Origin of the sequence: Amycolatopsis sp. NPDC051903 (assembly GCF_044452505.1) — a bacterium.
GTDB lineage: Bacteria > Actinomycetota > Actinomycetes > Mycobacteriales > Pseudonocardiaceae > Amycolatopsis.
On sequence record NZ_JBITBT010000001.1, the window covers coordinates 826445 to 836897 of the forward strand.

Consider the following 10453-nt stretch of genomic DNA (forward strand, 5'->3'; position numbering starts at 1 on the left):
AGGGAGGCCGTGGTGCGGTTCGGTTGCCCCCCGAACGCGGTGGGCAACAGCCATTTCACCGTCGTCTGGGCACACTGGGACGTCGAGGCTTGGGTATCGTCACGCCCAGCCACCTGATCTCAGCCCCGGGGAATGATGACCGAGCAGCCGAACGCGAACTCCGCACAGCCCCCCGCCGCGGGCGACGACCGGCTGGGTCCCCGGCCGCTCGACCGCCCGGCGGTGGATCCGGCGCAGGAAGCGGTGTTCGGCCGGCCGCGAGGCGTCGAGGGGGCGTTCGACAAGCTCTACACCCCGGCGCCCAACGGCAGCCGCAACCTCGAACTCGCACCGCCGACGCCCGAATCGCTCGCGGAGGCGTTCCGCCGTCCGCCGGGCGCCGAGGACGTCGTGCTGGAGCGTCCGCGCGAAGCGACCGGTGAGCCGCCCGCGCCCGAGGATCCCCTGTGGACGGACCCGCGCGACCCGTGGCGCGACCCCACCGCCGGCGCGGTGCTGGCCGGCCCGGCCGTGGCCGCCGAGGACGAGGAGAAGCCGGGGCACCGGCCCTCCGGCGCGCTGCTGAGCCTGCCGGAGGTCCTGTTCGGCCGTCGCGTGAAGCCGCGGGCCCTGGCGTTGCTGGGTGTCGTCGCGCTGCTCGTGGGCGCGGTCGGCGGGCTGGTGGGCTGGTGGATCGCCGACACCGGTTCGGCGCTCACCGGCAGCGCCACGATCTCCGAAGCCGAAGCGGCGAAGGAACGCCCGCCGGGCTCGATCGCGGACATCGCGCGACGCGTGTCACCGACGGTCGTTTCGCTGGAGGTGTTCAAGCCGGGCGCCGACTCCGGTGAGCAGGGCTCCGGCGTGGTGATCGACCCGCAGGGCTACATCCTCACCAACGAGCACGTGGTCGCGACCGCCGTCGCCGACCCGACCGTGAAGGTCACCGCGATCTTCAACGACGGCACGCGAACCGAGGCCAAGATCGTCGGCTCCGACCAGAAGACCGACCTCGCCGTGGTGAAGGTCAACGTGACCAACCCCGTGGTGATGCAGATCGGCAAGTCGTCGGACCTGGAGGTCGGCGACGCCGTGATCGCCGTCGGTTCGCCGCTGGCGCTGCAGAACTCCGTGACCTCGGGCATCGTCAGCGCGCTCAACCGGCCCATCACCGCCGGCGGCGACAGCGGCCAGCCGCCCGTGACGTACGAGGCCATCCAGACCGACGCCGCGATCAACCACGGCAACTCCGGTGGCGCGCTCGTCGACTCCACGGGGGCGCTGGTGGGCATCAACTCGTCGATCCGCTCGTCGAGCGCAGACGGGGGCAGCATCGGCATCGGCTTCGCCATCCCGAGCGACTACGCGATGAAGATCGCGAAGGCGCTGATCAAGGACGGCAAGGTGGCCCACGCCGACATCGGCATCAACGCCTCCACCACCGTCGCCGGCTCGACCACGATGGGCGCGCAGGTGAAGAACGTCGAGCCGGGAGGTCCCGCCGCGGCGGCCGGGATCAAGGAGGGCGACGTGATCACGAAGGTCGGCGACCGGCTCGTGCGCGATTCCGCGGAGCTGACCGTGGCCGTGCGCAACCACAACGTCGGTGAGGTCGTGCCCGTGCAGGTCGCCCGCGACGGCGCGTTGCTCGTGGTCGACGTGACCCTCGGCTCCGACTGACGTCGGGTGCCTTCCCGATGCGGCCGGCAGAAGGCGGACACCAACTGGAGGCTAGCGTTGTGCTAACGCTTTCCACCGTGACTGTGGCCGGATCGGGAACGAATGCCGCAGTAGCCCCGCTTCGGCGTTCGGGCCTGCCGGAACGCGGGGCGGCCCGGGTATTCTGAGCGGGGAAGCACGAGCGGAGGTCCACGGGTGTTCGACAGTATCGGCTGGGGCGAGATCCTCGTGCTCATCGTCGCCGGTCTCTTCATCCTGGGGCCGGAACGGCTCCCGGAAGCGGCGTCGTGGCTCGCCAAGAGCGTGCGCAAGGTCCGGGAGTTCGCCAACGGTGCCCGGGACCAGCTGCGCGAGGAGATGGGCCCGGAGTTCGACCAGCTCCGCAAGCCGCTCGAGGACCTTCGCGGACTGCGCAACTTCGACCCGAAGCGCGTGGTGACCCAGCACCTGTTCGACGGCGATTCGGATCCGTTGGGGCTCAACGGGTTCTCGTCGAACGGTTCGAACGGGACGAACGGCTCCAACGGATCCAACGGCGTCAAGCCGCAAACCGTGACGCCCCAGGCCGATCCGCTGAAGCCGGGTGAACGCCCGCCGGTGGATCCGGACGCCACCTGAGCCGGTTCCGTCCGCTTGTTGCCCGTCCGGGTGTGACCTGAACCGGCGGGTGGCCCGTGCGGCGCGCGCCGAGTTGCACGGCGGTGGCCGGGCGAGTTGGCTGTGGCGGGCCCGCGGTGTGCACGAGTGATCTTGCTGGGTAACCTCGGGCAAACCGCCCATATCGACCCTGGAGGTTCCCCATGTCACGCCGTGCGGCTGCGCTGGCCGGAACGATCGCCGCGGCGGCGCTGTTCGCCGCCGGCTGCACCGCCGACGACGAGCCGAGCACCGCGCCCCCGGCCACGTTCACCTCGGTGCCCGCGCCCGTGACGACCGGCGGCCCGTCGGTGCTGCCGTCCTCGAGCGCCCCGCCGGCCGGTGACCAGGCCAACGTCAAGCGCGGCGCCCAGACCGGTGAGGCCGACGTGGACGTCCTCGTGACGGTCGACTACAGCGCCGGCAAGGTCACCCCGCCCGCCGGTGTCGTCGACGTCCAGGTCGGCGACCGCGTCAAGGTCCGCGTCACGTCGGACCAGCAGGAGACCATCGACGTCCAGAACAATGCCGACGCGTCCTCCGACGTCGGCCCCGGCGCCCCGCAGGACGTCGTCTGGACGGTGGCGAAGGCCGGCGACACCAAGGTCACGCTGGGCACCGCCGGCACGCTCCTGGTGACGGTGCACGCCGCGTAAGAACCGCGAAAAACGGGCCGGGCGGGAGTTCCCGCCCGGCCCGACTCGTGTCCGGGGTCAGCGCCCGGCGGGGCTGACGTTCAGCATCATGCCCGCCAGGCCGCGGGCGCGGACCGTGAGCTTCTGCGCCGCTTCCTTGAGCACCTTCGACGCCGGGGCGTCCGGCTCGGCCAGGACGAGCGGGGTGCCTTCGTCGCCCTGTTCCCGCAGCCGCGGGTCGAGCGGCACCTGGCCCAGCAGGGGAACGGTGGAGCCCACGGACTTCGACAGCGAATCCGCCACGGTCTGGCCGCCGCCGGAGCCGAAGATCTCCATGCGCTCGCCCGAAGGCGTCTCGAGCCACGACATGTTCTCGATGACACCGGCCACGCGCTGGCGCGTCTGCATCGCGATGGCGCCCGCGCGCTCGGCCACCTCGGCGGCGGCCTGCTGCGGCGTGGTGACCACCAGGATCTCCGCGTTCGGGACCAGCTGCGCCACCGAGATCGCGATGTCGCCGGTGCCCGGCGGCAGGTCCAGCAGCAGGATGTCCAGGTCGCCCCAGAACACGTCGGCGAGGAACTGCTGCAGCGCGCGGTGCAGCATCGGGCCGCGCCAGACGACGGGGGCGTTGCCCGGCGTGAACATGCCGATCGAGATGACCTTCACGCCGTGGGACTGCGGCGGCATGATCATCGTCTCGACCTTGGTCGGCTTCTCGCGCGCGCCCAGCATGCGCGGGATCGAGTGGCCGTAGATGTCCGCGTCGACGACCCCCACCGACAGGCCGCGTTCGGCCATCGCGACGGCCAGGTTCACCGTCACCGACGACTTGCCGACCCCGCCCTTGCCCGACGCCACGCAGTACACGCGCGTCATGGACCCGGGCTGCGCGAACGGGATCACCGGCTCGGCCGAATCGCCGCGCAGCGACTTGCGCAGCTCGGTGCGCTGCTCGTCGCTCATCACGTCGAGCTCGACGCGCACGTCGGCGACGCCGGGGAGCTTCTTCACGGCCTTGGTGGTGTCCTCGGTCAGCGTCGCCTTCAGCGGACAGCCCGCGACCGTGAGGTAGATGCCGACGGTGACCACCGCGTCTTCACCGACCGCGACGTCCTTCACCATGCCGAGGTCGGTGATCGGCTTTTTGATCTCAGGGTCGTACACGTCCTTCAGCGCTGTGCGGACGTCCTCGACGCTGGGGAGCTGCTGTGTACTCGTCACGCAACCCATGTTACGTACCGGTCGGCACGTCCGATTTCGCCGCCTGCTTCACCTTGCGCGCCTTGCCGCTGCCGGCCAGGTCCTCGCGCAGCCGGTCGAGCTCGCTGCGCAGGTAGTCGCGGGTCGCGACCTCGCCGATCGCGAGCCGCAGCGCCGCCAGTTCGCGCGCCAGGTACTCGGTGTCCGCCTTCGTCTGCGCGGCGCGCGTGCGGTCCTCCTCCAGCGAGACGCGGTCGCGGTCGTCCTGCCGGTTCTGCGCGAGCAGGATCAGCGGCGCGGCGTACGCGGCCTGCGTGGAGAAGGCCAGGTTGAGCAGGATGAACGGGTACGGGTCCCAGCGCAGCGTCGTCGCCACCAGGTTCAGCGCGATCCAGACGATGACGATCAGCGTCTGCCAGAACAGGTACTTCCCGGTGCCCAGGAAGCGCGCGATGCGCTCGGTGAAGCGGCCGAAGGTGTCCGGGTCGATGTTCAGCCGGAACCGGTTCTGGCCGCGCGGCTGGTCGAGCCGCCGACCGCTGGTGAGCTCAGGCACGTCCGGCCTCCTCGGGGTGCACGTCGGCGCCGTCGGCCACGTCGTGCAGGCCGGTCTCGCGCCAGTCGTCGGGCAGCAAGTGGTCCAGGACGTCGTCGACGGTGACGGCGCCCAGCAGGTGCTCCCCGCCGTCGACCACGGGGCCGCACGCCAGGTTGTACGCGGCGAAGTAGCGCGTGACCTCGGCCAGTGACGCCTCGGGCCGCAACGCCGTGAGGTCGGTGTCCACGACGCCGCCGATCAGCTCGGCCGGCGGCTCGCGCAGCAGGCGCTGGAAGTGCACGACACCCACGAACCGGCCGGTCGGCGTCGCCGTCGGCGGACGGCAGACGAACACCATGCTCGCGAGCGCGGCCGGCAGGTCGGCGTTGCGGATGTGCGCGAGCGCTTCGGCCACGGTCGAGTCGGGTGTCAGTACCACCGGTTCCGGGGTCATCAGGCCGCCCGCGGTGTCGGCGGAGTACGCGAGCAGCCGCCTGACCGGCGCCGATTCCTCGGGCTCCATCAGGGCGAGCAGCCGGTGCTGGTCGGCGGGCGCGAGCTCGGCCAGCAGGTCGGCGGCGTCGTCGGGGTTCATCGCCTCGAGGATGTCGGCCGCGCGCTCCTCCGCCAGGTACGCCAGCAGCTCCTTCTGGTCGTCTTCGGGCAGCTCTTCGAGCACGTCGGCGAGGCGTTCGTCGTCCATCGCGTCGGCCACCTCGTGGCGGCGCTTGAGCGGCAGGTCGCGCACGGTGGCGGCGATGTCGACGGCGCGCATCGTGTCGAACAGCATCAGCAGCCGTCCCGCGCCTTGCGGCTGGCCGGTGAGGTCGGTGAGGCCGAGGCCGGCGACCTCGTCCCACGGCAGCACCTGCATCGCCGCCCGCCGCCGGCCGAGCGACAGGCGCGTGGAGCGCTCGCGAACGGCGAGCTTCGTGAGGATCCAATCGCGGGTTCGGGTGGGTTCCATGGCGGCGTCGACGATCGTCACGCGCGTCTCGGTGCCCATGAGCGTCGCGTGCGCGTCGAGCAACTGCCCGCACACGAGGACCTCGTTGGGGCGCTGGGTGAAGTGGCGCATGTTGACCGAACCGGTGGCGAGCGTCACGGCCGTGGGTTCGATGGAGGTGACGCGCAGCATGGGGACGAACACGCGCCGCCGCGTCGCGAGCTCGACCACGAGGCCGAGGATGCGCGGCGGCTGCGCGTCGAGCCGCAAGCCCGCGACCACGTCGCGGACCTTGCCGATCGACTCGCCGTCGGGCCCGAACACCGGCAGGCCCGCCAGCCGAGCCACGAAAACCCTGTTCACGCCAGCCATGGGGCTGACACTATCGGCTTGCGGGCCCGGGCGCCCGTGCCGCGGATCCGTGTCTTGCCAGCGTTCTCTCAGTCAGGACGACAAGGCCCAGTCGACCAAAGCGGGCAGCGCCTCGTACGCGGGCTGTTCGGCGCCGAGTTCGGTGGACCCGGCCAGATCCGCCTCGAACCACAGCCGGTTCTGCACGGCGCGCACGAGCGTCCACGCCCGCGCGCGGTCCGCGTCGAACCCGGTGGCCGCGAGCTTGTTCTCCACTGTGGACTCGCCGAACCGGTTCCACAGCAAGGAGAACACGCCGTACTCGAGGTCGCCGGCGAGGGGTTTCGGGTCGATCACGAGCCACGGTTCGCGCTGCCCGGCGAGCACGTTCTGGTAGTGCAGGTCCTCGTTCACCAGCAGCCCGCCGGCGCCCGGTCCGAGGTCGCGGCAGACCTCCAGCGCCGCGTCGAGTTCGCGGCGCGGGAACGGGCCGCCGAGGTCGTGCCAGCTCTTCGGCAGCTTCGCCAGCAGCCGTTCGGCCTCACCCCGCAGCGTGCGCGACAGCTGCGGGGGAGCGGGCACGGCCAGCCTCCGGGCGAGGTCGCTCATCACGCCGACGGCCTCGAGCACCGGCTCGCCGTGCAGCGTTCGCGTGTGGTCCAAGCGCTCCAGCAGCTGCACGCCCTCGTCCGGCGCCGACTCCAGCAGCAGCACCGCTCCGCGACCGGCCCATGTGGACAGTGCGAGCGGCTCGTCGCGCGATTCCTCGTGCTGCCAGCCGAGTTTGAGCACCGCCGGGGTGCCGTCGGCGCGGCGCACGGGCTGGGCGACGCCGACGAACCCGTGCAGGGCCGGACCTTCGAGCGTGAGGTCCCACTCGCGCGCGAACCGGTCGGCGAGGCCGGGCAGCGCCGCCAGCCACGGCAGGCAGTCCGGGCCGAGCACACGGGGCGCGCGGGCGGCGAACGGTGCGGGAACGACGAGTCTGGCCATGATCCCCATCGTGGCAGGCCCGGCGAACGCGTTTCGCCCGGCGCGAGGCGCGCGTACAGTGAACAACCAGGGGTTTTTCGATCCTGGGAGTGGCCATGATCGTGGAAATTCTGAGTGCGGTGGTCATCGTGGGCGGGGTGTGGCTCGCCTCGGGCGTGCGCGTGGTGAAGCAGTTCGAACGAGGCCTGGTGTTCCGCTTCGGCCGGGTGCGGCCCGAAGTGCGCGGGCCGGGTCTGACGCTGCTGGTACCCGGCGCCGACCGCATGCACAAGGTGAACATGCAGATCGTCACCATGCCGGTGCCGGGGCAGGACGGCATCACGCGGGACAACGTGACGGTGCGGGTCGACGCGGTCGTGTACTTCAACGTGGTCGACCCGGTGCGGGCGGCCATCAACGTGCAGGACTACCGCGCGGCCGTCGGGCAGGTGGCTCAGACGTCGCTGCGGTCCATCATCGGCAAGAGCGACCTCGACGACCTGCTGTCGAACCGGGAACGGCTCAACCAGGGCCTCGAGATCATGATCGACAGCCCCGCGATCGACTGGGGCATCCACATCGACCGCGTCGAGATCAAGGACGTGGCGCTGCCGGAGTCGATGAAACGGTCGATGTCGCGCCAGGCCGAAGCCGAGCGCGAGCGGCGGGCCCGCGTGATCTCGGCCGACGGTGAACTGCAGGCGTCGAACAAGCTCGCGCAGGCCGCGGCGGCGATGAGCGACCACCCGGGTGCGCTGCAGCTGCGCCTGCTGGAGACGGTGGTGCAGGTGTCGGCGGAGAAGAACTCGACGCTGGTGCTGCCGTTCCCGGTCGAGCTGCTGCGCTTCCTGGACGCGAACACGAAGAAGGCCCAGCAGTCCCCGGGGGAACCGGCCGACGAACCCGCCGACGCACCGGTCGAGCCGGCTGAGCCGCCGGCCGACTCGCGGGCTGAGCTACCGGTGGAGTCGCCTGCCGACGAGCCGCCGGCGCCGTTGCTGGGCAGGCCCGGGGCCAACGGCCACGCCGGTCCGCCGCAGCCGCGCCGGGAAGGGGACGCGCTCGCCGAGTGAGCCGCCGCTAGAATACAAGCGGAGTACTCTCCGGTTGCTGGCTTCCGGGGTTCCTGGGTGACGGGCGGGAGGCGCGGTGGCCGAGCGGCGCGCGGACGCGGTGCAGAACCGCGAGCGCATCCTGGCCGTGGCCCTGGAGGCGTTCACGGAGTCGCCCGACGCGTCGCTGAACTCGATCGCCAAGCGCGCGGGGGTCGGCGCGGGCACGCTGTACCGGCACTTCCCGAACCGCGACGCGCTGGTCCTGGAGGTCTACCGCTACGAGGTGCGGCAGGTCGCGGCCGCCGCACCGCGCCTGCTCGCGTCCCAGCCGCCGCTCGCCGCGCTGCGCGAGTGGCTGGACCACCTCGCCCACTACGGCACGACGAAGGCCGGGCTCGGTGAAGCGCTGTACACGGCGACCACGACCCACGAGGGGCTCGCCGCGGAGACGTACGAGCCGGTGATCGGCGCGTTGCGGCTGCTGCTGGAGGCGAACGAGGCGGCCGGCACCGTCCGCCCCGGCCTCGACCCCGACGACGTCCTGCTCATCACCGGGTTCCTCTGGCGCATCGACCCGAAGTCCGACTGGCGCACCCGCGCGTCCCGGATGCTCGACCTGCTCGTCGACGGGCTGCGCGTGCGCTAGTCGGTTGTCTCAGTTGTCGAGGTAGCCGTTGACCCCGAGGACGACGATCGTCACGAAGAACCCGATGTACAGCGCGACGATCACGTACCCGATCACCACGGCCGACAGCGCGATGCCGCGGCCGCCCGCTTCACCGCGGTTGGCCTTCGCCAGCGCGATGTGCCCCATGACGATGCCGGGGATCGCGATCAGGCACGTCAGCAGGCCCAGGAGCGAGCAGACCAGCGCGCCGATGGCCAGGCCGCTGGCCTGCTGGTTCGGGCCGTAGGGCGCGTACGGCTGGCCGTAGGGGGCCTGCGGGTACGGCTGGCCGTACGGCATCGGCGCGGGGGTGCCGGGAGCCGCCGGAACACCCGGAACACCCGGGGCGCCGGGGTAGGCGGCGGTCGGGCCCGGGTACGGCTGCCCCGGATAGGCCGGCGGCTGGTACGCGCTCGCGGCGAACTCGCCGGACGGCTGGCTGCCGGGCGTCGCGAAGCCGCCGGACGCAGTGGGCGTGGCGAAACCGCCGGTGTCGGGGGAGGTGCCGGGCGTGGCGAAGCCGCCGGATGCGCCAGGCGTGGTGAAGCCGCCGGCGTCGGGGGAGGTGCCGGGCGTGGCGAAGCCGCCGGACGCGCCAGGCGTGGTGAAGCCGCCGGCGTCGGGGGAGGTGCCGGGCGCGGCGAAACCGCCGGATGCGCCAGGCGTGGTGAAGCCGCTGGAGTCGGGGGAGCTGCCAGGCGCGGCGAAGCCACCGGCCGCCGCGGTGGTGTGACCACCCGTTGCGGCCTGCTCGCCGGACCCGGATGTGAAGCCGACGGTGGTGCTGCCCGAACCCGGCTCGGCCGCCGCGTCGGAGCCGAAGGCCGTCGCGTCGGTCAGCGGCGGGTCGTAGGGCGCGGGGTCGGCCGTGGCCGGCGGCGCGTAGGCCGCGGGTTCGGCGGTGGCGGGCGGTTCGTAGCTCGCCGTCCCGTCGGTGCTGCTGGTGCTGTCGGCCGGCCGATCCTGCGGCTCGGACGGGTTGGTCATGGGGTTCCCCCTCGGTTCTGGCGGTTGGGCACCGCGCACCTGCTCAGCCGAACGCGCCGAGGCGGGCGAGTTCGTGGACCACGAGCGGGATCGTGATGCCCCACACCACCAGTGCGAGGTACCCGATCACGAACCCGGCGATCGCCACCGCGCCGCCCGTCGCTCGGCCGTGGCGCGAGCGGTGGTAGGCGATGTGGCCCATCACGATCCCGGCGATCGCGGCGGGCGCGCACACGATCAGGCCCGCGATCGAGCACACCAGCGAGCCGATCGCGAGACCCGCGCCGGGCGGCGGGCCTTGCGGCGGGTACGGCTGGTGTTCGAACGACGAGTGCTCGTATCCCTCGCTCATCACGCTCCTTCCCCACCACAGGTTGTCCGGATCCGCACTTTAACGGGGTAAACGCGGCCCATTCGTGAGCACCCTCATAGGCGCGCACCCGCTCAGCCGTGAATACTCCGCGGTAACCCCCGCGGAAGGGAGCTCCCGATGGCCCGCCTCGCCCAAACCGCAGGCCTGACCGATGTGCAGTCCGAGATTTTGGCGACGGTGCGGTCGTTCGTGGATCGGGAGGTGATTCCGCATGCGCAGGCGCTGGAGCGTGCGGATGTGTATCCGGTGGAGATCGTGGAGGGGATGAAGGAGCTGGGCTTGTTCGGGTTGACGATCCCGGAGGAGTTCGGTGGTCTTGGCGAGTCGTTGTTGACCTATGCGCTGGTGGTGGAGGAGATCGCGCGGGGGTGGATGAGTGTGTCGGGGGTGATCAACACGCATTTCATCGTGGCGCACATGCTGGCTCGGCA

The 10453-nt window shown here is 71.7% G+C and carries 12 protein-coding genes; 6 read left to right on the forward strand and 6 right to left on the reverse strand.

Translation table 11 applies throughout. The features are described 5' to 3' along the window. Window positions 1-135 precede the first annotated feature (135 nt). From ACIA77_RS04210 to ACIA77_RS04220, 3 genes are all read left to right on the forward strand, one after another. On the forward strand, window positions 136-1659 hold the full coding sequence (locus ACIA77_RS04210) for a S1C family serine protease (protein ID WP_395884283.1): 1524 nt from the start codon (window positions 136-138) through the stop codon (window positions 1657-1659). Window positions 1660-1854: 195 nt separating this feature from the next. Next, on the forward strand, window positions 1855-2277 hold the full coding sequence (tatB, locus tag ACIA77_RS04215) for a Sec-independent protein translocase protein TatB (RefSeq protein WP_395884284.1): 423 nt from the start codon (window positions 1855-1857) through the stop codon (window positions 2275-2277). 182 nt (window positions 2278-2459) lie between these two features. Then, complete coding sequence (locus ACIA77_RS04220) at window positions 2460-2951, forward strand: hypothetical protein (RefSeq protein ID WP_395884285.1); 492 nt, start codon at window positions 2460-2462, stop codon at window positions 2949-2951. Between the two features lie 57 nt (window positions 2952-3008). Here the strand turns inward: ACIA77_RS04220 and ACIA77_RS04225 are convergent, their stop codons facing one another. The 4 genes from ACIA77_RS04225 to ACIA77_RS04240 all read right to left on the reverse strand — a co-directional run bounded on the left by ACIA77_RS04225 (window position 3009) and on the right by ACIA77_RS04240 (window position 6961). Continuing rightward, on the reverse strand, window positions 3009-4154 hold the full coding sequence (locus tag ACIA77_RS04225; RefSeq protein WP_395884286.1) for an Mrp/NBP35 family ATP-binding protein: 1146 nt from the start codon (window positions 4152-4154) through the stop codon (window positions 3009-3011). Window positions 4155-4164: 10 nt separating this feature from the next. Beyond that, entirely contained in the window at window positions 4165-4689 is a 525-nt protein-coding gene (locus tag ACIA77_RS04230) for a DUF1003 domain-containing protein (RefSeq protein ID WP_395884287.1), read from the reverse strand. Beyond that, entirely contained in the window at window positions 4682-5989 is a 1308-nt protein-coding gene (locus tag ACIA77_RS04235; protein WP_395884288.1) for a magnesium transporter MgtE N-terminal domain-containing protein, read from the reverse strand. The genes ACIA77_RS04230 and ACIA77_RS04235 overlap by 8 nt, the downstream gene beginning before the upstream one ends. Before the next feature lie 72 nt (window positions 5990-6061). Then, on the reverse strand, window positions 6062-6961 hold the full coding sequence (locus ACIA77_RS04240; protein WP_395884289.1) for an aminoglycoside phosphotransferase family protein: 900 nt from the start codon (window positions 6959-6961) through the stop codon (window positions 6062-6064). A 95-nt stretch (window positions 6962-7056) separates the two neighbouring features. Here ACIA77_RS04240 and ACIA77_RS04245 point away from each other — a divergent pair, with 95 nt between their 5' ends. Further along, window positions 7057-8013, forward strand: a complete 957-nt coding sequence (locus ACIA77_RS04245) for a slipin family protein (protein WP_395884290.1) — start codon at window positions 7057-7059, stop codon at window positions 8011-8013. Window positions 8014-8089: 76 nt separating this feature from the next. After that, a complete protein-coding gene (locus tag ACIA77_RS04250; protein WP_395884291.1) occupies window positions 8090-8641 on the forward strand; it encodes a TetR/AcrR family transcriptional regulator in 552 nt (183 codons plus the stop codon). A 9-nt stretch (window positions 8642-8650) separates the two neighbouring features. Here the strand turns inward: ACIA77_RS04250 and ACIA77_RS04255 are convergent, their stop codons facing one another. Both ACIA77_RS04255 and ACIA77_RS04260 read right to left on the reverse strand, forming a co-directional pair. After that, entirely contained in the window at window positions 8651-9649 is a 999-nt protein-coding gene (locus ACIA77_RS04255; RefSeq protein WP_395884292.1) for a DUF4190 domain-containing protein, read from the reverse strand. A gap of 43 nt (window positions 9650-9692) precedes the next feature. Then, complete coding sequence (locus ACIA77_RS04260) at window positions 9693-10001, reverse strand: DUF4190 domain-containing protein (RefSeq protein WP_395884293.1); 309 nt, start codon at window positions 9999-10001, stop codon at window positions 9693-9695. 138 nt (window positions 10002-10139) lie between these two features. On the opposite strand from ACIA77_RS04260, the gene ACIA77_RS04265 reads away from it, so the two are divergent. Further along, the coding region (locus tag ACIA77_RS04265) for an acyl-CoA dehydrogenase family protein (protein WP_395884294.1) at window positions 10140-10453 on the forward strand (314 nt) is incomplete at its 3' end.